Genomic DNA, 24,218 nt, shown 5'->3' with positions numbered 1-24,218 from the left:
GCGATGATGATGCAACCATCTATCAAGCCTGCTGATGAAGGCTCAGCAGGAGACATCATTGCGCGCATCGGTAGTCTGACCCGAATGCTGCGCGACAGCCTGCGTGAACTGGGACTGGACCAGGCGATTGCCGAAGCGGCGGAGGCGATCCCTGATGCGCGCGACCGTCTGGATTACGTCGTCCAGATGACGGCGCAGGCGGCGGAACGCGCGCTAAACAGTGTCGAAGCTTCGCAGCCGCATCAGGATGCGATGGAAAAAGAGGCGAAAGCGCTAACCCAACGTTGGGACGAGTGGTTTGACAATCCGATCGAGCTTTCCGACGCCCGTGAACTGGTGACGGATACGCGCCAGTTTCTCAGGGATGTCCCGGGCCATACCAGCTTTACTAACGCGCAACTGCTGGACATCATGATGGCGCAGGATTTCCAGGATCTGACGGGTCAGGTGATCAAACGCATGATGGACGTGATTCAGGAGATTGAGCGCCAGTTGTTAATGGTGCTGCTGGAAAACATCCCGGAACAGAGCGCGCGACCAAAACGCGAGAACGAAAGCTTACTCAACGGCCCGCAGGTGGATACCTCGAAAGCTGGCGTTGTCGCCAGTCAGGATCAGGTGGACGACCTGCTGGACAGTCTTGGCTTTTAAGCTTTTTTGACCTGATGGCGCTGCGCTTATCGGGTCCGAATCCGTCAACCAGGCCGGATACGAGACTTTCTTATCGTATCCGGCTATCTCTATTAACGCCATAAACCCCGCCTTTTTTACCGCTTACTCTGCCCATTGGCGTAAAGCGGTTCTGGCATCATTCTCGCTTATCAATCTATCCAGGGTTTGCTGCGTGGCAGAAGAGAGCGACGACGACAAAACAGAAGCCCCCACACCCCACCGACTTGAAAAAGCGCGGGAAGAAGGGCAGATCCCCCGTTCCAGAGAACTGACCTCACTGCTGATATTGCTGGTGGGCGTTTGTATTATTTGGTTCGGCGGCGAGTCGTTAGCGCGGCAACTGGCGGGAATGCTCTCAGCAGGCCTGCACTTCGATCACCGTATGGTGAACGATCCTAACCTGATCCTGGGACAGATAATTTTGCTGATTAAAGCGGCGATGATGGCACTGCTACCGCTCATCGCGGGCGTGGTGCTGGTGGCGCTTATCTCGCCGGTCATGCTTGGCGGCCTGATTTTTAGCGGTAAGTCGCTACAGCCAAAATTTTCTAAATTAAACCCGTTGCCGGGAATTAAGCGCATGTTTTCGGCGCAGACTGGCGCGGAACTGCTAAAAGCGGTGTTGAAATCCACGCTGGTCGGCTGCGTTACCGGCTTTTATCTCTGGCATAACTGGCCGCAAATGATGCGCTTGATGGCGGAGTCGCCGATCGTCGCAATGGGGAATGCGCTGGATCTGGTTGGACTCTGCGCGTTACTGGTGGTACTGGGCGTGATTCCGATGGTGGGATTTGACGTGTTTTTCCAGATCTTTAGCCACCTGAAAAAATTACGCATGTCGCGACAGGACATTCGCGACGAATTTAAAGAGAGCGAAGGCGATCCGCATGTTAAGGGCAAAATTCGCCAGATGCAACGCGCCGCCGCGCAGCGCCGCATGATGGAAGATGTGCCGAAAGCGGACGTCATTGTCACTAACCCGACGCACTATTCCGTGGCGCTGCAGTATGACGAAAACAAAATGAGCGCGCCGAAAGTGGTCGCGAAGGGGGCTGGATTAATAGCGCTGCGCATTCGCGAGATCGGCGCTGAACATCGGGTTCCCACTTTAGAAGCGCCGCCGCTGGCGCGGGCATTATATCGCCACGCCGAAATCGGTCAGCAAATTCCCGGACAGTTATATGCTGCCGTTGCGGAAGTGTTGGCCTGGGTCTGGCAGCTTAAACGCTGGCGGCTTGCGGGCGGGCAACGTCCTCCACAACCTGAGAACCTTCCGGTGCCAGAAGCGCTGGATTTTATGAACGAGAAGAATACTGATGGCTAATCTGGTCGCGATGCTGCGCCTGCCCAGCAACCTGAAATCGACGCAATGGCAAATTCTTGCCGGGCCGATCCTCATTCTGCTGATTTTGTCGATGATGGTGCTGCCGCTACCTGCTTTTATCCTCGACTTATTGTTTACCTTTAATATTGCGCTATCGATTATGGTGCTGCTGGTGGCGATGTTTACCCAGCGTACTCTGGATTTTGCCGCGTTTCCGACCATTCTGCTGTTTACCACGCTACTGCGTCTGGCGCTTAACGTAGCCTCAACGCGCATTATTTTGATGGAAGGGCATACCGGCGCGGCGGCGGCGGGAAAGGTGGTGGAGGCGTTTGGTCATTTCCTGGTCGGCGGTAACTTCGCGATCGGGATTGTGGTTTTTATCATCCTCGTCATTATCAACTTCATGGTCATCACCAAAGGCGCCGGACGTATTGCCGAAGTCGGCGCGCGCTTTGTGCTGGACGGTATGCCCGGCAAGCAAATGGCGATTGACGCCGATCTTAATGCCGGTCTGATTGGTGAAGACGAGGCCAAAAAACGGCGTTCGGAAGTCACTCAGGAAGCCGATTTCTACGGCTCGATGGACGGGGCAAGTAAATTTGTGCGCGGCGACGCCATCGCCGGTATTCTCATCATGGTCATTAACGTGGTAGGCGGGCTGCTGGTCGGCGTATTGCAGCACGGAATGAGCATAGGCAGCGCGGCGGAAAGCTACACCCTGCTGACCATTGGCGACGGCCTGGTCGCCCAGATCCCGGCGCTGGTTATCTCCACGGCGGCGGGCGTCATTGTGACCCGCGTCAGTACCGATCAGGATGTAGGCGAGCAGATGGTTGGCCAACTGTTCAGTAATCCAAGGGTGATGCTGCTGGCGGCGGCGGTGCTGGGGCTGCTTGGCATGGTGCCAGGAATGCCTAACCTGGTATTTTTACTCTTTACCGCCGCTTTGCTCGGCCTGGCATGGTGGCTGCGCGGGCGTGAAGAAAAAGCGCCGGAGGAGCCGCAGCCGGTAAAAATGCCGGAAAATAACTCGGTGGTCGAAGCCACCTGGAATGACGTACAGCTTGAGGATTCACTGGGGATGGAAGTGGGCTACCGCCTGATCCCGATGGTGGATTTTCAACAGGATGGCGAATTGCTCGGACGTATTCGCAGTATTCGTAAAAAATTCGCTCAGGATATGGGGTTCCTGCCGCCGGTTGTCCATATTCGCGACAATATGGATTTACAGCCTGCGCGCTACCGTATTTTGATGAAAGGGGTAGAGATTGGCAGCGGGGACGCCTATCCGGGACGCTGGCTGGCTATTAACCCCGGCACGGCGGCGGGAACGCTACCGGGTGAGAAAACCGTCGATCCAGCTTTTGGCCTTGATGCCATCTGGATTGAAAGCGCCCTGAAAGAGCAGGCGCAAATTCAGGGCTTTACCGTTGTTGAAGCCAGTACCGTTGTGGCGACGCACCTTAACCACTTGATTGGCCAATTCTCCGCCGAACTGTTTGGCCGCCAGGAAGCGCAGCAACTGTTGGATCGTGTCTCTCAGGAGATGCCTAAACTCACGGAAGATCTGGTCCCCGGCGTCGTGACCCTCACGACTTTACATAAAGTCCTGCAAAACTTACTGGCGGAAAAAGTCCCGATTCGCGATATGCGCACCATTCTGGAAACGCTGGCGGAACATGCGCCGTTACAAAGCGATCCGCATGAATTAACCGCCGTGGTACGTGTGGCATTAGGACGAGCGATTACGCAACAGTGGTTCCCCGGTAATGAAGAAGTGCAGGTGATTGGCCTGGATACCGCGCTGGAGCGTTTGCTGCTTCAGGCATTGCAGGGCGGCGGTGGACTTGAGCCGGGGTTGGCGGATCGCCTGCTGGCGCAGACGCAAGAGGCGCTTTCTCGCCAGGAAATGCTTGGCGCGCCGCCGGTATTGCTGGTTAACCATGCGCTACGTCCATTATTGTCCCGCTTTTTGCGGCGCAGTTTACCGCAGCTGGTGGTGTTGTCGAACCTTGAGCTTTCCGATAACCGTCATATCCGCATGACGGCGACCATTGGAGGAAAATAATGCGTAAATGGCTGGCGTTGTTGCTCTTTCCCCTGACGGTTCAGGCCGCAGGCGAAGGCGCGTGGCAGGATAGCGGTATGGGCGTAACCTTAAATTACCGGGGCGTTTCCGCATCGTCTTCGCCATTGTCGGCGCGTCAGCCGGTTTCCGGTGTGATGACGTTGGTCGCCTGGCGTTATGAACTGAATGGCCCGACCCCCGCGGGCTTACGGGTACGTTTATGTTCCCAGTCCCGTTGCGTAGAACTTGATGGTCAGAGTGGCACGACCCACGGTTTTGCTCATGTTCCCGCAGTCGAGCCGCTCCGCTTTGTCTGGGAAGTCCCCGGCGGCGGCCGACTTATCCCGGCGTTAAAAGTGCGGAGCAATCAGGTGATTGTGAACTACCGCTAACCGCCCCTTTCTTTGCCAGGTAGCAGACCTGACTCTCTTTTTGAATAAATAGAAACGCCGTTTTATAAAATGGTGAGGTAGATTGCCGGACTCTTTGCGTTTTTGCCATTTACGCTCTGGCAATGGCAGAAACAAAAAGGTTTTCGCCCAGCTTAGCTTTTACTGTAGCGAATCGACTGCGTCGGCGGTAAAACTGCACGCAGCACTGAATTCGACATTACACAGAGGTTAAGCAAATGATGGTTTATCCAGTCAAACACAGTCCGCAATTGCGTCAGCCTGAGCATTTTATCGCCAGAGATGAACTAAAAGCCCTGGTGCAAAAGGTGACGCATAACCTGGTCAATATTAAAGATGAGACAGGCGAATTTTTATTGCGACTGGACGACGGACGCGTGATCGATACTAAAGGCTGGGCCGGATGGGAGTGGACGCACGGCGTGGGCCTGTACGGAATGTATCACTATTACCAACAGACCGGCGACCAGACGATGCGTAAGATCATTGATGACTGGTTTGCCGATCGTTTTGCGGAAGGCGCGACGACGAAAAACGTTAATACGATGGCGCCATTTTTAACGCTGGCGTATCGCTATGAAGAGACGCGTAATCCAGCGTATTTACCGTGGCTGGAAACGTGGGCCGAATGGGCGATGAATGAAATGCCCCGAACCGATCACGGTGGAATGCAGCACATCACGCTGGCGGAGGAAAATCATCAGCAGATGTGGGACGACACGCTAATGATGACGGTGCTGCCGCTGGCGAAAATCGGTAAGCTGCTGAACCGGCCGGAATATGTGGAAGAGGCAACCTATCAGTTCCTGCTACACGTGCAGAATTTGATGGATAAAGAGACGGGGCTGTGGTTCCACGGCTGGAGCTATGACGGTCATCATAACTTCGCTAACGCTCGCTGGGCGCGCGGCAACAGTTGGCTGACCATTGTGATCCCGGATTTTCTTGAACTGCTGGACTTGCCGGAAAATAATGCCGTGCGCCGTTACCTGATCCAGGTACTGAATGCGCAGATCGCCGCGCTGGCGAAATGTCAGGATGAAAGCGGTTTGTGGCATACGCTGCTTGACGATCCGCACTCTTATCTTGAGGCGTCGGCGACGGCGGGTTTTGCCTACGGTATTCTTAAAGCGGTGCGCAAACGCTATGTCGAACGGCACTATGCGCAGGTGGCGGAACAAGCTATTCGGGGGATAGTGAAACATATCTCGCCGGAAGGCGAACTGCTGCAAACGTCATTTGGCACTGGCATGGGCCACGATCTCGATTTTTACCGTCACATTCCGTTGACCTCTATGCCTTACGGGCAGGCGATGGCAATGCTGTGTTTGACGGAATATCTGCGTAACTATTTCTGATGTATGCAGATATTCCGGGCGTATCCTTGTCTGATGGCGCTTTGCTTATTTGACTATGGCGCCTGACCCGACTGTGTGGTATCAGCCTGTGGATCAAACAGGTGGTCAAGGATTTTTCGCATGATGGGCGCGGCGGTAACGCCGTCGCTTCCGCCGTTTTCCAGAATCAAGGCAATAGCGACCTTAGGGTTTTTATACGGTGCAAAAGCGGTATAAAACACATGATCGCGCAGGCGAATGGGGATCATTTTCGCATTGTAGGTCTGATTTTCTTTCAGGCTAAACACCTGCGACGTGCCGCTTTTGGCCGCAATGCCGTAGGGCGCGGTGTGAAAGAACTTATAGCCCGTTCCGTTGGGTGCATTCGCCATGCCGTACATCGCCTGACGCACTAGTCCCCAGTATGGCGACGCCGGATCGGCTATCTGTGCCGGTGTTCCTGAAGGGCGATACGGAACCACCGTTTTGCCGCTCTCTTCATTGAGTAACAGGTGAGGGGCAATCACCTTACCGTTGTTGATGAGCGCCACCATCGCTTTTACCATCTGGATGGGGGTGGCAATCCAGTAGCCCTGGCCGATGCCGACAGAGATGGTATCGCCCTGATACCAGGCTTTTTTATGGACCCGCTGTTTCCATGCGCGGCTGGGAAGCAGCCCGTCATACTCTTCATTAAGGTCGATCCCCGTCGGTTTGCCATAGCCGAACTGAGACAACATCGTGTCGATACGGTCAATACCCATCATATAAGCAACCTGATAGAAAAAGGTATCCGCAGATTCCTCAATCGCTTTAGTGACATCCAGCATACCGTGTCCGGTTTTTTTCCAGTCCCGGTAATGCCGCTGCGTGCCGGGAAGCGTCCAGGTTGGCGCGCCAAAGAAGGTGGTTTGCGGCGTAATAATCCCGCATAACAGCGCGGACATCGCCATATAGGGTTTAACCGTTGACGCCGGGGGATAAAGCCCTTGCGTCACGCGGTTGATCAGCGGCAGATTTTTATCGTGCAGCAGTTTGCCGTAATCCTGATAGCTAATGCCTTTTACAAAGGGGTTCGGGTCGTAGCTGGGCATAGATACCATCGCCAGCACTGAACCATCGTGCGGATCTTCAACCAGTACGGCAGCACGCTGCCCGGCCAGCAAACTTTCAATGTACTCTTGTAAATGGAGATCCAGCGTCAGGTGAATATTCTTACCCGCGATGGGAGGAACGTCTTTCAGCAGGCGGACAATACGCCCGTGATTATCCACCTCGACCTCCTGATAACCAGTTTTGCCATGAAGATCGTTTTCGTAGTAACGCTCAATCCCCTGTTTACCGATGTTATGGTCCGCCGCGTAATTCTCTGCCAGCCCTTTTTTATCCAGCGCTTTAAGGTCGTTATCGTTTATCTTTGACACGTAACCGAGAACATGCGCCAGCTCCGCGCCGTAAGGATACTGCCGATCCTGATAGCTATTGATCGTGACGCCGTTGAAATGAAACTGATTGACCGCAAAGCGTGCGATTTCAACATCCGTTAGCGCGTTTTTGAGCACCACCGGACGATAGCGGCTACTGGATTTTAGCGCATGGCGAAAGTCGGCGATATCGTCGGGGGAGAGATCAACAATAGGGGTGAGCTGTTTTAGCAGCGCATCCATATCGGCAATTTTATAGGGCGTAACCGCGATATCATACCAGGTTACGTTACGCACCAGCGGAATGCCGTTGCGATCGTAAATGATGCCGCGCGTGGGCGCGACGGGTAGCATCTTGATATCGTTCTCATTCGAACGGGTTGTGTAGTAGTGGTGCTGGCGGATTTGCAAGTTATAGAGGTTAAAGATCAGGATACCAAAGCAGACAACCACTACACCAAACGCCACAATCACACGTCTCAGGAAGAGTTTCTCTTCCGCATCAAAGTCTTTAAAAGTCATTACCTGTACCTGAACAATCCGCCGCCTAATGATACGGGGCGGTCAGCGCCAGCACAGGTAAAAGATGTTCCATCTCTCTATAGAAATGTGTCATTCCTTGTGATTTGTTACAGATATACCGCTGTGGCAATAAAAAGGCCTGAGTCCGTTCCCCGGAATCAGGCCTGATGATGTTAACGACGACGCGTTTACATGCGTTCTACGGTTTCGATACCCAACGTATCCAGACCCAGTTTCAGCGTCTTCGCCGTCAGTTGCGCCAGTTTTAGGCGGCTATTGCGAACCGCATCATTCTCGGCGCTGAGAATAGGGCAGTGCTCGTAGAAGCCGGAGAACAGCCCGGCGACGTCATACAGATACGCGCACATGACGTGCGGCGTACCTTCACGCGCGACCACCGTCAGGGTTTCTTCAAACTGCAGCAGACGGGCAGCGAGTTGCGCTTCGCGATCTTCGCTAATGATAACCGGCGCGCTCGCCAGCGCCTGCTCGTCGATGTCCGCTTTACGGAAAACAGACAGCACACGCGTATAGGCATACTGCATATAAGGAGCGGTATTGCCTTCGAAAGCCAACATATTATCCCAGTCGAAGATATAGTCAGTGGTGCGGTTTTTTGACAGATCGGCGTATTTCACCGCGCCAATACCGACGGCGTTAGCCAGTTTTTCCAGCTCGTCAGCCGGCATATCCGGGTTCTTCTCCGCCACCAGACGACGCGCGCGCTCCAGCGCCTCATCCAGCAGGTCCGCCAGTTTCACCGTACCGCCCGCGCGAGTTTTAAACGGTTTACCGTCTTTACCCAACATCATGCCGAACATGTGGTGTTCCAGCGGAACGGAATCCGGCACATAACCGGCTTTGCGCACAATGGTCCAGGCTTGCATCAGGTGCTGGTGCTGACGGGAGTCAATGTAGTAGAGCACGCGGTCGGCGTGCAGCGTTTCGTAACGGTATTTGGCGCAGGCGATATCGGTAGTGGTATACAGATAACCGCCATCTTTCTTCTGAATAATGACGCCCATCGGGTCGCCTTCCTTGTTTTTAAACTCATCAAGGAAAACCACCGTTGCGCCTTCGCTTTCAACCGCCAGTCCTTTGGCTTTCAGATCGGCGACGATGCCCGGCAGCATCGGATTATACAGACTTTCGCCCATCACATCGTCACGCGTCAGAGTGACGTTCAGACGATCATAGGTGATCTGGTTTTGCGTCATCGTGATATCAACCAGCTTACGCCACATCTCACGGAAATAGGCATCACCGCTCTGCAATTTGACGACGTAGTTACGCGCGCGCTCGGCAAACGCTTCATCTTCGTCATAATGCTTTTTCGCATCGCGGTAGAATCCTTCGAGATCCGCCAGCGCCATGTCGCCCGCGTTTTCCTGCTGCTGTTTTTCCAGCCAGGCGATAAGCATACCGAACTGGGTGCCCCAGTCGCCGACGTGGTTAGCGCGAATAACATGATGGCCCAGAAACTCCAGCGTGCGTACTGCCGCATCGCCGATAATCGTGGAGCGTAGATGACCAACGTGCATCTCTTTCGCGACGTTGGGCGCGGAGTAGTCGACGACAATTGTCTGACGAGTCGGCTGAGAAACGCCCAGACGTTCGGAGGCCAGCGCCTGTTGCACCTGTTCAGCGAGAAAAGCCGGTTCGAGGAAAATATTGATAAAGCCAGGGCCGGCGATTTCAACCTTGCTGGCGATGCCGCTGAGATCCAGATGAGTCAGCACCTGCTCTGCAAGTTGTCGGGGGGCCATACCCAGTTTTTTCGCAACTGCCATCATGCCGTTGGCCTGATAGTCGCCGAACTGAACTTTGGCTGACTGACGAACCTGGGGCTCGCAATCTGCAGGCGCGCCTGCAGCAATCATGGCCTGACTAACTTTTTCTGAGAGAAGAGCCTGAATATTCACCGGAATACCTTACGTTTATGAAGCGGACTGTATTGCCCGCGCCAGTTTAAGAATTAGGGCGGGAGTATACTGCAAATGCCCGTTGGCGTCAGCATTGCGCGCGCGGCGCGTCGCCTGAAATATACGCAACAATAATCTGCATAAGCATTCAATAAACGCCCAATCAAATCAAAGGTTGGTTGCCGGGGCGCAACAGCGTAAATTAGCGGTTTTCACAGCAAGAAGAGCGTCCTGATATGGCGAACTGGCAACACATTGATGAACTGCATGATATTTCCGCAGATTTACCGCGATTCACTCTGGCGTTCAGAGAACTTTCCACTCGCCTTGGTCTGCAGATTAGCGCCCTTGAGGCCGATCACATTTCATTGCGCTGTCACCAGAATACGACGGCGGAGCGTTGGCGTCGCGGTTTTGAACAATGCGGCGAGCTACTGTCGGAAAATATCATCAACGGCAGGCCGATTTGTCTGTTTAAACTGCATGAACCGGTATGTGTGGAACACTGGCGGTTTTCTGTTATTGAATTACCGTGGCCGGGAGAAAAACGCTATCCACACGAAGGGTGGGAGCATATTGAAATCGTGCTGCCCGGCGAGCCGGAGACCTTGAACGCGAGGGCGCTGGCGTTGTTGTCGGATGAGGGGCTTAGTCAGCCGGGGATCGTGGTTAAAACCAGTTCGCCACAGGGCGAGCATGAACGTTTGCCAAACCCTACGCTGGCTGTGACCGATGGCCGCGTCACGGTAAAATTTCATCCATGGTCGATTGAAGCGATTGTCGCCAGCGAACAGGCGGCCCATTAACCTGCCGAGCGGAGTGAATATGGCGTTACTTGAGATCTGTTGTTACAGCATGGAATGCGCGCTCACCGCGCAGCGAAACGGCGCGGATCGTATCGAACTGTGCGCCGCGCCGAAAGAAGGGGGGCTTACGCCTTCTTTCGGCGTCTTACGCAGCGTGCGCGAGCATATTACGATTCCCGTGCATCCGATTATTCGTCCTCGCGGCGGGGATTTTTATTACACTGACGGCGAATTTGCCGCCATGCTGGAAGATATCCGCCTCGTCAGAGAGTTGGGTTTTCCCGGGCTGGTTACTGGCGTGTTGACCGTTGATGGGGATGTCGATATGTCGCGAATGGAAAAAATAATGGCGGCGGCCGGGCCGCTGGCGGTGACATTCCACCGCGCCTTCGATATGTGCGCTAATCCCTTCAATGCGCTAAAGAATCTGGCTGACGCAGGCGTAGCAAGAGTACTGACTTCCGGACAAAAAGCCGATGCGGCGCAAGGTTTATCAATAATTATGGAACTTATTGCCCAGGGGGATGCTCCAACCATTATGGCTGGTGCGGGGGTTCGTGCAAATAACCTGCAGAATTTCCTCGATGCCGGAGTACGGGAAGTACACAGTTCCGCCGGAGTCTTATTGCCTTCGCCGATGCGCTATCGCAATCAGGGGTTATCGATGTCTGCCGATATACAGGCGGACGAGTATTCTCGCTATAGGGTAGAGGGTGCGGCGGTCGCTGAAATGAAAGGAATCATTGTTCGCCATCAGGCCAAATGATTTTTACCGTTGCATCATGTCGCCCAATATGATGCTTGCTCGTACCAGGCCCCTGCCAATTCAACAGGGGCCTTTTTTTCTCCTTCATATTTCAAGCCGCAGCAGCGTTGGCCGCCTCGCGCACCCCGGTCACGTAACTACCTACGTTCCCGGGGATTTGCTGCGTTGCCGCCTTGCTGCAACTTGAACTATTTTGGAGAAACGGTGCTATACGTAACGGTCATTCGGCAATCCATCACGGTTTACGCGCAATCAGCACCGCGCGCTGCGGGGCGGGATAGCCTTCCACCGTCTTGCTGCGATCGTTCGGGTCAAGAAAATCGGCCAGCGACTCGGTAACCATCCATTCGGTACGGCGTTGCTCTTCGGTGGTAGTGACGCAGACATCGGCGATACGCACGTCAATAAAGCCGCATTTTTCCAGCCATTTTTTTAATGCCGGCGCGGAAGGAATAAAATAGACGTTACGCATCTGCGCGTAGCGGTCACCCGGCACCAAAACGGTATTTTCGTCGCCGTCGACGACCAGCGTTTCCAGTACCAGTTCACCCTCGTTGACCAACTGATCTTTTAACTGCCACAGATGCTCCAGCGGCGAGCGACGGTGATAAAGCACCCCCATCGAGAAGACGGTATCAAATGCTTTCAGCGCCGGGAGTTGTTCAATGCCTAACGGCAGCAGATGCGCGCGCTGATCGTTACCCAACAGTTTACGCACCGCCTCAAACTGGCAGAGGAAAAGCTGTGTAGGATCGATGCCGACCGCCAGATGTGCGCCCGCGCCAATCATCCGCCACAGGTGATAGCCGCTGCCGCAGCCGACATCAAGGATCGTCCGGCCGGTTAAATCTGACAGATGCGGCAGTACGCGATCCCACTTCCAGTCGGAGCGCCATTCGGTATCAATATCTACGCCATAAAGCGAGAACGGGCCTTTACGCCACGGCATCAGATTACGCAGCAATGTATCAATACGCTTTAGCTGACCTTCGCTGAGCGGCGTTTCGCTTTCCGCCGTGACACTGTGCAGTAAATCCAGCCGCCAGGGCGTAATTTCCGGTAAAAATTCTACCGCGTTCGACCACTGTTTAAACAAGCCATGCTGCTGCTCGCGTTGCCAGGCGGCAATCTGCGCGGGCAATGTTTCCAGCCAGTGGGAGAGATGATTTTTAGCAATGAGCTGATAAAAGTTACCAAACTCGATCATGCGGCAACTCCGGCTTTTAACGCGACAAGCGACCCGAAATTAAAGCACTGGAACCACAGTTCACTGTGTTCGAAACCCGCCTGACGCAGGCGCGCTTTATGTGTTTCCACCGAGTCGGTGAGCATCACGTTTTCCAGCATACTGCGCTTCTGGCTGATCTCCAGTTCGCTGTACCCATTAGCGCGTTTAAAATCGTGGTGCATGTTGAATAACAGCTCGCCCACTTTCGCGTCTTCAAAGCTAAATTTTTCCGACAGTACCAGCGCGCCGCCGGGATTCAACCCCAGGTAAATCTTATCCAGCAATGCCTGGCGTTCGGCAGGTTCAAGGAATTGCAGGGTAAAATTCAGCACCACCATCGAGGCGTTTTCAATAGTGATATCGCGGATATCGCCTTCAACGACTTCAACCGGCGTAGGCGCTTTATACGCATCAATATGACGGCGGCAGCGTTCAATCATGGCCGGGGAGTTATCGACGGCGATAATGCGACAATGCTCATGGCGGATATTACGCCGAACAGACAGCGTCGCGGCACCCAGCGAGCAGCCCAGATCGTAGACCTGCGTGTTCGGCTGCACAAAGCGTTCAGCTAACATGCCGATCATGGAGATGATGTTGGAGTAGCCTGGTACCGAACGCTGAATCATGTCGGGAAAAACTTCGGCTACTCGTTCATCAAAAGTCCAGTCGCCGAGACGGGCGATAGGCGCAGAAAAAAGCGTGTCGCGGTGAGACATAACGTATACATCCGGGAAAAATAAAGGCGCATATTGTGCGCTAATACAGGGAGAAAACCAACTCCCAGGGCATATACCACAGGTTTGCCAGCACCATCAGCAACAATGCGCACCAGGTCGCGCTCATCCCCGCCCGCCGCCAGCGGAACAGGCGGTGGTGAAAACCGTAATAATGCATCAGCCGACCGGCGATTAAAATGATGCCGCAGATATGCACCATCCACGTTTCGGCGCCGTTCATTTCCATAAACAGCAGCAGCACCAGCGCGACAGGAATATATTCCACCGCGTTGCCATGAATACGGATGGCGCTTTGCAATTCGCTAAAACCGCCGTCGCCATAGGCGACACGGTACTGCATTCGCAAGCGAACGACATTAAAAGAGAACTTCATTAATAATAACGCACCCAAAACGGCATACAGCGCGCTTACCATACAAACTCCCTTTTAAAATGGCTGATGGCACTGTCTATGATAGGGGGCATTTTCAGAAAAGAGAAGATTGCTGTGGAATGGACGGAGCAGTGCCGATTTCCGGTAAGACGCTGCGTAAATCATGCCAAAGCGTATTCACCAGTTCCGGCGCCTGCGCGATATCCGGAGTATGTAAAAACAGAAAAGGCGTGGTGGTCTGCCGCCACTGCGGGAGTTTCTGCAACCAGGCGGCGAAAAATTCACGGTTTTGCGCCATATTATCGCTACCGATAAAACGCACCATCGGATGACTAGCCGTCACGACTGCATGTACCGGGACTTTGGGCTTTTTTCGCTGCGCGTCGCGGACGGCCTCGCTGTGGGGATGGGCGGCATGAACCGGACGACTATCCAGGATCACGCGGTTTACGCCGCGCGCGTGTAACCCGCGATTGAGCCGCTGTTCATCCTCACCCTTGTCAAAAAAACACGGATGACGAACTTCTACGCCATAGGTAAACGTGGCGGGGAGCGCATCAAGAAACTGCCATAAGGCGGGGAGATCGCGCGGTCCAAAGGCGGCGGGCAACTGCAGCCAGTATTGGCCAATACGCGTTTCCAGCGGCGCCAGGCGGGTAAAAAACGCCTGTACCAGATCGTCGCAATGGCGCAGAGCGGCCTGGTGAGAAATGGTGGCGGGAAATTTAAAGCAAAAACGGAAATCGTCCGTAGTTTGCGCATACCAGCGATCGACAATTTCCGCTTTCGGCAGCGCGTAAAGCGTGGTGTTGCCCTCCACGCAGTTAAAGTGGCGGGCATACTCTTCCAGACTAGTGATGCCGAGCCGCGCCCATTTCGGGTGCGACCATTGCGGCAGGCCAATGTAGATCATAAGGCGTTTAAAATATCCTCTACGCTGCGTACCCGGCCAATGCGCGGGAAAATATGCGTCATACTGCTCTGATGCTGCTCACTGCTGGCGGCGCTACAGGCATCTTCGGCAATAATAAGGTTAAATCCTAACTCCCAGGCGTTGCGCGCTGTGGATTCGACGCCGATATTGGTTGAGATCCCGCACAATATGATGGTGTCGATACCCCGGCGGCGAAGCTGTAATTCCAGGTCGGTGCCGTAAAACGCGCCCCACTGGCGTTTAGTCACTTCCAGATCGCTGTCCTTTTTACCCAATGCCGTAGGCCAGGTCCACCAGTTTTCCGGCAACGCGTGCGCAGGCGTTGCGGCATCCACGGGTTGTTTTAACGCTTCGGCATAATCATCAGACCATCCGACGCGTACCATAACCACGGGCGAGCCGTTGGCACGACACTTTTCCGCCAGCCGCGCGGCGCGGGCGACCACCTCATTTGCCGTATACGGGCCGCCGGCAAACGGAAGAATTCCTTCCTGTAAATCAATAACCACCAGGGCGGTTGTGGTCGCGTTGAGTTTCAGCATGATAATCACTCTCCTAAAAATAGCGGATTTCACTACACCTTAAGCGCGATTAAAGAGGAAAGCGGCGACAAATATTGTTAATTTTTGTGAGCATACGCAATACCCGCGTGAAAAACCCGGGTACAGTCAGTATGAACCAGGCGTCGATACCGCATGAAACGGGCAAGTTATCGCTCCCATGCTGGATTGACTCTTATCGTGCGGCAGAATTTCCAGTATAATAGCCGCCTTTTTTCATCCAGTTGTGACATACAGCTAAAGCTGCGACTTCGTCGCCTGCATGGCAGGCAACAATCCGCCTGCGGCTAAGTTAAGGGATATCTCATGCGTACAGAATATTGCGGACAGCTACGTCTGTCCCACGTGGGGCAGCAGGTGACTCTGTGTGGTTGGGTCAACCGTCGTCGTGATCTTGGCAGCCTGATCTTTATCGATATGCGCGACCGCGAAGGTATTGTGCAGGTGTTCTTCGATCCGGATCGTGCGGACGCGTTAAAGCTGGCCTCTGAACTGCGTAATGAGTTCTGCATTCAGGTTACGGGCACCGTGCGTGCGCGTGACGCGAAAAACGTCAATGCGGATATGGCGACCGGCGAAATTGAAGTGCTGGCGTCCTCTCTCACTATCATCAACCGCGCAGACTCACTGCCGCTTGACGCTAACCACGTTAATACCGAAGAGGCGCGTCTCAAGTACCGCTATCTGGATTTGCGTCGTCCGGAAATGGCGCAGCGCCTGAAAACCCGCGCCAAAATTACCAGCCTGGTGCGTCGTTTTATGGACGATCACGGTTTCCTTGATATTGAAACGCCGATGCTGACCAAAGCCACGCCGGAAGGCGCGCGCGACTATCTGGTGCCTTCGCGCGTGCACAAAGGTAAATTCTACGCGCTGCCGCAGTCGCCGCAGCTGTTCAAACAGCTCCTGATGATGTCCGGCTTCGACCGCTACTATCAGATCGTAAAATGCTTCCGTGATGAAGACTTACGTGCTGACCGTCAGCCGGAGTTTACTCAGATCGACGTCGAGACCTCCTTTATGACCGCGCCACAGGTGCGCGAAGTGATGGAAGCGCTGGTGCGCCATTTGTGGCTGGAAGTGAAAGGCGTGGATCTGGGGGATTTCCCGGTAATGACGTTTGCCGAAGCGGAACGTCGTTACGGTTCCGACAAGCCAGACCTGCGTAACCCGATGGAGCTGGTAGATGTCGCTGACCTGCTGAAATCGGTAGAGTTCGCGGTCTTCGCGGGCCCGGCTAACGATCCGAAAGGCCGCGTGGCAGCGCTGCGTGTGCCGGGCGGCGCACAGCTTAGCCGTAAGCAGATCGACGATTACGGTAACTTTGTTAAGATCTACGGCGCGAAAGGCCTGGCATATATCAAAGTTAACGAGCGCGCGAAAGGTCTGGACGGGATTAACAGTCCGGTGGCCAAGTTCCTGACCGCCGACATTGTCGAGGCCATCCTTGAACGTACCGGCGCGCAGGACGGCGACATGATCTTCTTCGGCGCAGATAACAAAAAAGTGGTTGCCGATGCGCTGGGCGCGCTGCGTCTGAAACTGGGCAAAGACCTGAACCTGACCGACGAAGACAAATGGGCGCCGCTGTGGGTGATTGACTTCCCGATGTTCGAAGACGACGGCGAAGGCGGTCTGACCGCGATGCACCATCCGTTTACCGCTCCGCGTGACATGACGGCGTCTGAACTGAAAACTGCGCCGGAAGAAGCCGTCGCTAACGCTTACGATATGGTGATTAACGGCTATGAAGTGGGCGGCGGTTCGGTGCGTATTCACAACGGTGAAATGCAGCAAACCGTATTTGGTATTCTTGGTATCAATGAGCAGGAGCAGCGCGAGAAGTTCGGCTTCCTGTTGGATGCATTGAAATACGGTACGCCGCCGCATGCGGGCCTGGCGTTTGGTCTGGACCGTCTGACCATGCTGTTGACCGGCACCGACAATATTCGTGATGTTATCGCCTTCCCGAAAACGACCGCCGCCGCGTGTCTGATGACCGAAGCGCCGAGTTTCGCCAACCAGGCAGCGTTGACGGAGTTGGGGATTCAGGTTGTGAAGAAAGCCGAGAATAACTGATATGAACAATGTACACGACATCATTCGCGTGATATCGCGGCGGCCCGCAAGGGGGAGTCTCATCAATGCGCGGCGTCACCCAACAGCCAACAACGAGGTCGCGTGAAGGATAAAGTGTACAAGCGCCCCGTTTCGGTCCTGGTGGTTATTTTCGCGCAGGATACGAAACGGGTGCTAATGTTGCAGCGACGCGATGACCCGGATTTTTGGCAGTCAGTGACTGGCAGCATAGAAGAAGGGGAGACCGCGTTGCAGGCCGCCGTACGTGAAGTCAAAGAAGAGGTCACGATTGATGTTGCGGCAGAGCAACTGACCTTAATCGACTGCCAACGTACGGTGGAGTTTGAAATTTTTTCACATTTACGTCATCGCTATGCGCCGGGCGTCATGCACAATACAGAATTCTGGTTCTGCCTTGCGTTACCGCATGAGCGGCAGGTGATATTCACTGAACATCTGACGTACCAGTGGCTTGATGCGCCTGACGCGGCGGCGCTTACCAAGTCCTGGAGTAACCGGCAAGCGATTGAAGAGTTTGTCATTAACGTCGCCTGAAAAGGCTCGCTTTTTTTGAGGAAATATTTATGGCAGGTCATAGTAAATGGGCCAACACCAGACATCGTAAAGCTGCGCAGGATGCCAAGCGCGGTAAAATCTTCACTAAAATTATTCGTGAACTGGTAACGGCAGCTAAATTGGGCGGCGGCGATCCGGATGCCAACCCGCGTCTGCGCGCGGCCGTAGATAAAGCGCTGGCCAACAACATGACCCGCGACACTCTGAACCGCGCCATCGCTCGCGGTGTGGGCGGTGATGAAGACTCGAACATGGAAACCATCATCTATGAAGGTTATGGTCCTGGCGGCACGGCCATTATGATTGAGTGTCTGAGCGACAACCGTAACCGTACCGTAGCGGAAGTGCGTCATGCTTTCAGCAAGTGCGGCGGTAATCTGGGTACCGATGGTTCAGTGGCGTACCTGTTCAGTAAGAAAGGGGTCATCTCCTTTGAGAAAGGCGATGAAGACACCATCATGGAAGCCGCTCTGGAAGCTGGCGCGGAAGATGTTGTGACCTATGATGATGGCGCGATTGATGTTTACACTGCCTGGGAAGAGATGGGCAAAGTGCGTGACGCGCTGGAAGCGGCGGGTCTGAAAGCGGACAGCGCCGAAGTGTCCATGATCCCGTCAACCAAAGCGGATATGGATGCGGAAACCGCGCCGAAACTGCTACGTCTGATCGATATGCTGGAAGACTGTGACGATGTCCAGGAAGTCTACCATAACGGTGAGATCTCTGATGAGGTGGCGGCGACCCTGTAATGGTGCTGTTAAACGCCTGCGAGCAGGGGGGATAGCGTGTCGATTATTCTCGGTATTGACCCCGGCTCGCGCATTACCGGTTATGGCGTTATCCGCCAGGTAGGCAGACAACTGACCTATCTGGGCAGCGGATGTATTCGCACCAAAGTCGATGATTTGCCGTCTCGTTTGAAGCTCATATACGCAGGCGTGACGGAAATCATCACGCAGTTCCAGCCGGACTATTTTGCTATCGAACAAGTGTTTATGGCGAAAAATGCCGACTCAGCCCTCAAGCTGGGACAGGCGCGCGGCGTCGCGATTGTCGCCGCGGTCAATCAGGAACTGCCTGTGTTTGAATACGCGGCACGTCAGGTGAAGCAAACTGTCGTCGGTATTGGTAGCGCGGAAAAAAGCCAGGTACAGCATATGGTGCGCACGTTGCTGAAGCTCCCCGCTAACCCGCAGGCAGACGCCGCAGATGCGCTGGCTATCGCCATTACGCATTGCCATGTTAGCCAGAACGCGATGCAAATGAGCGAGAGCCGACTCAATCTGGCGCGGGGAAGGTTGCGCTAAATCATTCTCCCTCAGCCTCGCGTTGAGGGGTTTCAATTCCACAGGCGCTAATTAATTCTAAATTGGGATGTTGCCACAGGCTGGCGGGCGTCACCGTCTTACGATCCCACGGGATTGAACCTAAAAACCAGAACTTCCAGAAGGCGAGTTTCGCATCAGGATTGCTGTGAAGCAATTCTTCGAATGTCTCAATATCGCCTACCGGAATACACAATGCTTCTTTATAGATATCAAACACAAATTTCGAGCAGAACTGGCGCGATGACTCATATTTAAACCCCGTGTGATAAAACTTATTCAGCCGGGCGGGAACCTGTTCCATGATGGCGAGTTTCTGTTCGACCGTCAGGCCGCCGCACAGGCGACGAACCGCGTAACGTTGTCCGGCTGAACGTTGTATAAACAGTGACAGCGTGGTGACGGTTGAGAGGGGGACGCGACTTTCCGCCACCAGATAGTCATCACCATTATGACCAATAATAATCCCAACATGGTTGCTCCAGCACTGTGAAGCGGTAGATATCTGGCCGAAAAGCGCGGCACCTATACAGGTAAAGACGATATCCCCGGTTTCATATTGGACAGAATAATGTTTTTTCATCTCTGCATTCCATTATTTGAAATAAATTCCTTTTATTTATTCTACAGGGTAGTTAGCATTATACCAGATAAATGACAAGCCTTAGTGTCATCGAAATATGCATGGTGAATATTTCATTTATTGGAATTAATGTCGCAAATATATCTGAGGGGAATTAAGGTGGTAAATTTCTCATCATCTGATCTCTCATATTGACAGGGAGTATGACGTGGTTGATGATAGACCAATGAGAATAGGTTGGATGTTTTATTTTTCTTATATTTTTGTTGCTATTATCTTTCATCTGTTTATTAGTTTTTGTTATTGTTTGAGTATTGATATGGTAGAGGCTAATACCGTTGTTTTTTTATTAAAGCCAGGGACGATTTCATTATTATTTTTACTTCTCCCTGCCAGGCGGTTCAGAACCCGACTGTTGGCAACATTGAGTTCAGTTTTCATTACCTTAGTATTTAACCAGTGGCATTTGGTTGCCGGGAATAAAGAACTGGTTTTGTGCCTGCAGGCAGCGTGCTTTATGGCTTTCCTGGCTATGACATCGGTAAAAAAATCCGGGTGGATGATTAGCGCATCATTATTTTTGGTTTGTGCGGCCGGAACGATTCGCCAGTGCTGGCTGGAACAGTTGTTTAACGCTGCCGATATATATATTGTTGATGATGGGCGGAGCTGTGGCGCCAGCGGCCACTGCTTCCAGTATATTGCAGCAAAAGGTCGTGGGTTAGCAGCAAAACGACAGGCACTTTTTAGTAGCGAAGAGTATGTGAATATTTATTATAATTATTCAGAAGGGATGCCAGCCGTGAATTTCGATGGCATGAAAAATGAGTTTGCACAATATTTATTGTGTCATGGTGAATTAAAATCTGTTATGCGCGATGATAAAACAACATGCGATTAAATTCAGCGCTAGTGGTTAATATTATTACATCTATTCTCGGGTCTGTTTTTGGGAGGCCCGATGTTCCGCTGTTGGCATTCGTACTGGATACAGTATTAGTGTTATCAGGATACTCATTATTGAAGACTACCGAACGTGTGCCACGGCATGTTGGCAAAAAGTTATTCGCGTAGGACGCAAAAAATTGTCAATGAGTGTACGACTTATTTTGTACGCAGCGGGGAGCGTACCCGTCGTTAGCTATCGCGGGTTGTCGGAGTAGAGAAATATCGGGATACGTGTTTTTCATCTGGATAAACATCCAGTCTTTTTTTATGATAGTGCATTATCTTTTCAGCCCTTTACGCAGGAGCGTCATGTGATAGGCAGACTCAGAGGCATTATTCTCGAAAAACAACCCCCGATCGTGCTGCTGGAGACAGGGGGCGTAGGCTATGAAGTACATATGCCTATGACCTGCTTTTACGAGCTGCCGGAGGCCGGGCAGGAGGCAATCGTCTTCACCCACTTTGTGGTGCGTGAAGATGCGCAGTTGTTGTACGGATTCAACAATAAGCAAGAGCGCACGCTGTTTAAAGAGCTAATTAAAACGAATGGCGTCGGGCCTAAGCTGGCGCTGGCGATTCTCTCCGGCATGTCGGCGCAGCAGTTTGTGAATGCGGTTGAGCGCGAAGAGCTTGGCGCACTGGTGAAGCTGCCGGGTATCGGCAAGAAAACCGCCGAAAGGCTGATTGTCGAAATGAAAGACCGCTTTAAAGGGCTACATGGCGATCTCTTTACGCCAGCGGTCGATCTGGTATTGACATCGCCGGCCAGCCCAGGCTCGGAAGATGCAGAACAAGAAGCAGTTGCTGCGCTGGTGGCGCTGGGTTATAAACCGCAAGAAGCCAGTCGGATGGTAAGCAAGATCGCCCGTCCGGATGCAAGCAGTGAAACACTGATTCGCGACGCGTTACGCGCCGCGTTATGAGGTAAAGGATGATAGAAGCAGATCGCCTGATTTCAGCAGGCGCCACGATCGCAGAAGACGTCGCCGATCGCGCCATTCGCCCGAAGTTTTTGGCGGAATATGTCGGCCAACCGCAGGTGCGCTCCCAGATGGAGATCTTTATTCAGGCGGCAAAACTGCGTGGCGATGCACTAGATCACTTGCTGATTTTCGGCCCGCCAGGGTTAGGTAAAACGACTCTGGCGAATATCGTTGCCAATGAAATGGGCGTCAATCTCCGAACCACGTCCGGCCCGGTGCTGGAAAAAGCAGGCGATCTGGCGGCTATGCTCACCAATCTTGAACCGCATGATGTGCTGTTTATTGATGAGATTCACCGGCTTTCACCGGTGGTGGAAGAAGTACTCTATCCGGCGATGGAAGATTACCAGTTGGATATTATGATTGGCGAAGGGCCTGCTGCACGTTCAATTAAAATCGATCTGCCGCCGTTTACGCTCATTGGCGCGACGACGCGCGCCGGGTCGTTAACGTCCCCGCTACGCGACCGTTTTGGTATTGTGCAGCGCCTGGAGTTCTACCAGGTGCCCGATCTGCAGCACATCGTCGGGCGCAGCGCAAGGCACATGGGGCTTGAGATGAGCGATGACGGCGCGCTGGAAGTGGCGCGTCGGGCGCGCGGTACGCCGCGTATAGCCAACCGCCTGCTCAGACGTGTGCGTGATTTCGCCGAGGTGAAGCATGACGGGGCTATTTCAGCGGAAATTGCCGCGCAGGCGCTGGATATGCTGAACGTCGATGCGGAAGGGTTTGACTATATGGATCGCAAGCTGCTGCTGGCGGTTATTGATAAATTCTTCGGTGGCCCGGTGGGACTGGATAACCTGGCGGCGGCGATTGGCGAAGAGCGTGAAACCATTGAGGATGTGCTGGAGCCGTATCTGATTCAGCAAGGCTTTTTGCAGCGCACGCCGCGTGGGCGTATGGCAACGGTGCGCGCCTGGAACCATTTCGGGATCACGCCGCCAGAGATGCCTTAGCGCCTGAAGTCGCTGTGTTTATCAGGCCTGGGCGATTTTGTAGGCCCGGTAAGCGCAGCGCCACCGGGCAACACACGCTTAGTTTGCCTGCTTTTTCATCATACTGAAGATAAACAGCAGCGCGGCACACAGCACTACGGATGGCCCTGCCGGGGTATCATAAAAGGCTGAGAAGGTCAGTCCACCTGTAACCGCTATCATACCTACACCAACGGCGACGCCCGCCATCTGCTCCGGCGTACGGGCAAAGCGACGCGCGGTTGCAGCGGGGATAATCAGCAGCGACGTAATGATCAGCGCTCCGACAAACTTCATCGCCACGCCAATGGTTAACGCCGTTACCAGCATCAATAGCAGCTTCACGCGCTGTAACTTCACGCCATCGACAAAGGCAAGATCCGGACTGATAGTCATTGACAGCAAGTTGCGCCACTGCCAGAAGAGAATGGCCAGCACAATAACGACCCCAATAGCGATCGAGATAAGATCTTCCGGCGTGACGGCCAGCAAATCGCCAAACAGATAAGCCATTAAATCAACGCGGACGTTGGACATCAGGCTGACCACGACCAGTCCTAAAGATAAGGCGCTGTGCGCCATAATGCCCAGTAAGGTATCAATCGCGAGGTGAGGGCGTTTCTCCAGCCATACCAGACCGGCGGCCAGCAGCAGCGTAACGGCGATTACCGCATAGAAGGGATTAACGTCCAGCAACAGGCCAAACGCCACGCCCAGAAGCGACGCGTGAGCCAGCGTATCGCCAAAATAGGACATCCGACGCCAGACCACAAATGAGCCCAAAGGACCAGCGGCGCAGGCCAGCATCATCCCGGCCAGCCAGCCGGGCAGTAATAATTCAATCATGAGTGACCATTTCCCCGGCGCAGTACAATACGACCCTGTAAATCGTGGCGATGATTATGATGATGGCGATAAATCCCTAATTGCTCCGCGCCTCGCGGGCCAAACATAGAGATAAATTCCGGATGCATAGACACCACTTCCGGCGCGCCGGAACAGCAAATATGATGGTTCAGACATAACACTTCATCCGTCTTTGCCATGACCAGATGTAGGTCATGCGACACCATCAGCACGGCGCAATCGAGTTCACGGCGCAGCTGATCGATAAGGTCGTATAACGCGACCTGGCCGTTGACATCCACGCCTTGCGTCGGCTCATCAAGTACCAGCAACTGCGGCCTGTTAAGCAGAGCACGCGCCAGCAGTACGCGCTGTGTCTCACCGCCGGAGAGTTTTTGCATGGGCGCGTCAATCAAATGTCCGGCCTGAACGCGTTTAAGCGCCGGGAGAATATCCGTTTTTTGCGTGCCGGGACGTAAACGTAAAAACCGGTTTACCGTCAGCGGAAGCGTGGTATCGAGATAGAGCTTTTGCGGGACATAGCCGATACGGAGTTGCCCGTTGCGCTTGATCACCCCATCATCAGGGGCTACCAGTCCTAAAACCACGCGTACAAGCGTTGACTTCCCCGCGCCGTTAGGGCCGAGAAGCGTTAAAATTTTTCCGGGGCTCAATTCAAGCGACACGTCAGAGAGGACGCGGCGTTGACCAAATGAGACCGAGACGTTTTCCAGTGAAACTAAACTTGTCATGTTAATTTTAGGCTTGCAGAAGTGATATAATGTTATAATATCACATTTCACACATTCATT

24 protein-coding genes are annotated in these 24,218 nt (G+C 53.6%); 14 read left to right on the top strand and 10 right to left on the bottom strand.

Annotation, left to right across the window (positions count from 1 at the left end):
• The first annotated feature begins 6 nt into the window (after nucleotides 1-6).
• From cheZ to bglB, 5 genes are all read left to right on the top strand, one after another.
• On the top strand, nucleotides 7-651 hold the full coding sequence (cheZ, locus tag NA624_RS16455) for a protein phosphatase CheZ (protein ID WP_000983586.1): 645 nt from the start codon (nucleotides 7-9) through the stop codon (nucleotides 649-651).
• 193 nt (nucleotides 652-844) lie between these two features.
• Nucleotides 845-1,996, top strand: coding sequence for a flagellar biosynthesis protein FlhB (gene flhB / locus NA624_RS16450; RefSeq protein WP_000797084.1), 1,152 nt, complete (start codon nucleotides 845-847; stop codon nucleotides 1,994-1,996).
• Nucleotides 1,989-4,067, top strand: a complete 2,079-nt coding sequence (flhA, locus tag NA624_RS16445) for a flagellar biosynthesis protein FlhA (RefSeq protein WP_000002386.1) — start codon at nucleotides 1,989-1,991, stop codon at nucleotides 4,065-4,067. Before flhB ends, flhA begins: the two co-directional genes overlap by 8 nt.
• Complete coding sequence (flhE, locus tag NA624_RS16440) at nucleotides 4,067-4,459, top strand: flagellar protein FlhE (RefSeq protein ID WP_001233619.1); 393 nt, start codon at nucleotides 4,067-4,069, stop codon at nucleotides 4,457-4,459. The genes flhA and flhE overlap by 1 nt, the downstream gene beginning before the upstream one ends.
• A 236-nt stretch (nucleotides 4,460-4,695) precedes the next feature.
• On the top strand, nucleotides 4,696-5,835 hold the full coding sequence (gene bglB, locus NA624_RS16435) for a beta-galactosidase BglB (RefSeq protein WP_000989913.1): 1,140 nt from the start codon (nucleotides 4,696-4,698) through the stop codon (nucleotides 5,833-5,835).
• A 53-nt stretch (nucleotides 5,836-5,888) separates the two neighbouring features.
• On the opposite strand, the gene mrdA is transcribed toward bglB, so the two are convergent.
• Together mrdA and argS are read right to left on the bottom strand one after the other, a co-directional pair.
• Nucleotides 5,889-7,760 (bottom strand): penicillin-binding protein 2, encoded by a 1,872-nt coding sequence (gene mrdA / locus NA624_RS16430; RefSeq protein WP_000142857.1) that lies wholly within the window; start codon nucleotides 7,758-7,760, stop codon nucleotides 5,889-5,891.
• Nucleotides 7,761-7,948: 188 nt separating this feature from the next.
• Nucleotides 7,949-9,682, bottom strand: a complete 1,734-nt coding sequence (gene argS, locus NA624_RS16425) for an arginine--tRNA ligase (protein WP_001025363.1) — start codon at nucleotides 9,680-9,682, stop codon at nucleotides 7,949-7,951.
• A gap of 236 nt (nucleotides 9,683-9,918) precedes the next feature.
• Here argS and NA624_RS16420 point away from each other — a divergent pair, with 236 nt between their 5' ends.
• Both NA624_RS16420 and cutC read left to right on the top strand, forming a co-directional pair.
• Entirely contained in the window at nucleotides 9,919-10,488 is a 570-nt protein-coding gene (locus NA624_RS16420) for a VOC family protein (RefSeq protein WP_000024796.1), read from the top strand.
• A gap of 19 nt (nucleotides 10,489-10,507) precedes the next feature.
• Entirely contained in the window at nucleotides 10,508-11,254 is a 747-nt protein-coding gene (gene cutC, locus NA624_RS16415; protein WP_001185770.1) for a copper homeostasis protein CutC, read from the top strand.
• 235 nt (nucleotides 11,255-11,489) lie between these two features.
• On the opposite strand, the gene cmoB is transcribed toward cutC, so the two are convergent.
• The 5 genes from cmoB to NA624_RS16390 are packed head-to-tail and all read right to left on the bottom strand — an operon-like array spanning nucleotide 11,490 to nucleotide 15,071.
• Entirely contained in the window at nucleotides 11,490-12,461 is a 972-nt protein-coding gene (cmoB, locus tag NA624_RS16410; RefSeq protein ID WP_000569026.1) for a tRNA 5-methoxyuridine(34)/uridine 5-oxyacetic acid(34) synthase CmoB, read from the bottom strand.
• Complete coding sequence (cmoA, locus tag NA624_RS16405; protein ID WP_000019609.1) at nucleotides 12,458-13,201, bottom strand: carboxy-S-adenosyl-L-methionine synthase CmoA; 744 nt, start codon at nucleotides 13,199-13,201, stop codon at nucleotides 12,458-12,460. The genes cmoB and cmoA overlap by 4 nt, the downstream gene beginning before the upstream one ends.
• Nucleotides 13,202-13,241: 40 nt before the next feature.
• Nucleotides 13,242-13,637 (bottom strand): MAPEG family protein, encoded by a 396-nt coding sequence (locus NA624_RS16400; protein ID WP_000252975.1) that lies wholly within the window; start codon nucleotides 13,635-13,637, stop codon nucleotides 13,242-13,244.
• 52 nt (nucleotides 13,638-13,689) lie between these two features.
• A complete protein-coding gene (locus NA624_RS16395; RefSeq protein ID WP_000639226.1) occupies nucleotides 13,690-14,508 on the bottom strand; it encodes a DUF72 domain-containing protein in 819 nt (272 codons plus the stop codon).
• Nucleotides 14,505-15,071, bottom strand: coding sequence for a hydrolase (locus NA624_RS16390; protein WP_000916144.1), 567 nt, complete (start codon nucleotides 15,069-15,071; stop codon nucleotides 14,505-14,507). The genes NA624_RS16395 and NA624_RS16390 overlap by 4 nt, the downstream gene beginning before the upstream one ends.
• Before the next feature lie 324 nt (nucleotides 15,072-15,395).
• Between NA624_RS16390 and aspS the strand changes: the two genes are divergently transcribed.
• From aspS to ruvC, 4 genes are all read left to right on the top strand, one after another.
• The gene (gene aspS / locus NA624_RS16385; RefSeq protein ID WP_001258631.1) at nucleotides 15,396-17,168 is read left to right on the top strand and encodes an aspartate--tRNA ligase; all 1,773 of its coding nucleotides are present in this window, start codon (nucleotides 15,396-15,398) and stop codon (nucleotides 17,166-17,168) included.
• Between the two features lie 102 nt (nucleotides 17,169-17,270).
• Nucleotides 17,271-17,723: a dihydroneopterin triphosphate diphosphatase gene (gene nudB / locus NA624_RS16380; protein ID WP_000653693.1), complete on the top strand. Its 453-nt coding sequence runs from the start codon at nucleotides 17,271-17,273 to the stop codon at nucleotides 17,721-17,723.
• 29 nt (nucleotides 17,724-17,752) lie between these two features.
• Nucleotides 17,753-18,493, top strand: coding sequence for a YebC/PmpR family DNA-binding transcriptional regulator (locus tag NA624_RS16375; RefSeq protein ID WP_000907242.1), 741 nt, complete (start codon nucleotides 17,753-17,755; stop codon nucleotides 18,491-18,493).
• Nucleotides 18,494-18,529: 36 nt separating this feature from the next.
• A complete protein-coding gene (gene ruvC, locus NA624_RS16370) occupies nucleotides 18,530-19,051 on the top strand; it encodes a crossover junction endodeoxyribonuclease RuvC (protein ID WP_000022509.1) in 522 nt (173 codons plus the stop codon).
• A 1-nt stretch (nucleotide 19,052) separates the two neighbouring features.
• On the opposite strand, the gene NA624_RS16365 is transcribed toward ruvC, so the two are convergent.
• Entirely contained in the window at nucleotides 19,053-19,652 is a 600-nt protein-coding gene (locus tag NA624_RS16365; protein WP_000716750.1) for a YebB family permuted papain-like enzyme, read from the bottom strand.
• A 208-nt stretch (nucleotides 19,653-19,860) separates the two neighbouring features.
• On the opposite strand from NA624_RS16365, the gene NA624_RS16360 reads away from it, so the two are divergent.
• The 3 genes from NA624_RS16360 (at nucleotide 19,861) to ruvB (ending at nucleotide 22,542) form a co-directional block, all read left to right on the top strand.
• Nucleotides 19,861-20,553 (top strand): hypothetical protein, encoded by a 693-nt coding sequence (locus tag NA624_RS16360; RefSeq protein ID WP_001550270.1) that lies wholly within the window; start codon nucleotides 19,861-19,863, stop codon nucleotides 20,551-20,553.
• A gap of 358 nt (nucleotides 20,554-20,911) precedes the next feature.
• Nucleotides 20,912-21,523 carry a Holliday junction branch migration protein RuvA gene (ruvA, locus tag NA624_RS16355; RefSeq protein WP_000580333.1) on the top strand — a complete coding sequence of 204 codons (612 nt, stop codon included), beginning with the start codon at nucleotides 20,912-20,914 and terminating at the stop codon, nucleotides 21,521-21,523.
• 8 nt (nucleotides 21,524-21,531) lie between these two features.
• Complete coding sequence (ruvB, locus tag NA624_RS16350) at nucleotides 21,532-22,542, top strand: Holliday junction branch migration DNA helicase RuvB (RefSeq protein WP_000568502.1); 1,011 nt, start codon at nucleotides 21,532-21,534, stop codon at nucleotides 22,540-22,542.
• 78 nt (nucleotides 22,543-22,620) lie between these two features.
• On the opposite strand, the gene znuB is transcribed toward ruvB, so the two are convergent.
• Together znuB and znuC are read right to left on the bottom strand one after the other, a co-directional pair.
• Nucleotides 22,621-23,406, bottom strand: a complete 786-nt coding sequence (gene znuB, locus NA624_RS16345; RefSeq protein WP_000571507.1) for a zinc ABC transporter permease subunit ZnuB — start codon at nucleotides 23,404-23,406, stop codon at nucleotides 22,621-22,623.
• Entirely contained in the window at nucleotides 23,403-24,158 is a 756-nt protein-coding gene (znuC, locus tag NA624_RS16340; protein ID WP_000203013.1) for a zinc ABC transporter ATP-binding protein ZnuC, read from the bottom strand. Before znuC ends, znuB begins: the two co-directional genes overlap by 4 nt.
• Nucleotides 24,159-24,218 lie beyond the last annotated feature (60 nt).

The organism is Salmonella sp. NW38 (assembly GCF_051807745.1).
In the GTDB taxonomy this organism is placed as follows: Bacteria; Pseudomonadota; Gammaproteobacteria; order Enterobacterales; family Enterobacteriaceae; genus Salmonella; species Salmonella enterica.
Note: the sequence above shows the minus strand (reverse complement) of the source record. Positions and strands in the feature narration are given on the sequence as shown.